The following is a 317-nucleotide window of genomic DNA, read 5'->3' as shown; positions in this document are numbered from 1 at the left end:
AGCTAATCGTTTTAATCCCTTTGATTATCTAAAAACTCTTTTTGAAAACATCCGCTCTTGCAAAACAGCAGAAGACTATAGGGCTCTCTTGCCCTTTAACCTAAACCCTCTAAATTAATTTTCTCTTTCAATGCAACCCGTATTTGCCCGAACGAATACTTTTAATCGCTTTGTAAAAACACTCAATAAACATATGGATATCATCGCCAACTACTTTAATGCGCGTAACAATAGTGGTTTTGTTGAAGGATTTAATAATAAAGTGAAGGTTCTAAAAAGGCGATGCTATGGTTTGAGTAATGTTACTCGACTATTTC

The 317-nt window shown here is 34.7% G+C and carries 2 protein-coding genes; both read left to right on the top strand.

Annotated features, from left to right (window positions below):
* On the top strand, nucleotides 1-118 hold a 118-nt coding region (locus Lfee_RS17920), incomplete at its 5' end, for a transposase domain-containing protein (RefSeq protein WP_193786955.1).
* 12 nt (nucleotides 119-130) lie between these two features.
* Nucleotides 131-317: transposase (locus tag Lfee_RS16805; protein ID WP_193786968.1), on the top strand; the 187-nt coding region annotated here is incomplete at its 3' end.

The organism is Legionella feeleii (genome assembly GCF_001467625.1).
Taxonomy (GTDB): Bacteria; Pseudomonadota; Gammaproteobacteria; order Legionellales; family Legionellaceae; genus Tatlockia; species Tatlockia feeleii.
Note: the sequence above shows the minus strand (reverse complement) of the source record. Positions and strands in the feature narration are given on the sequence as shown.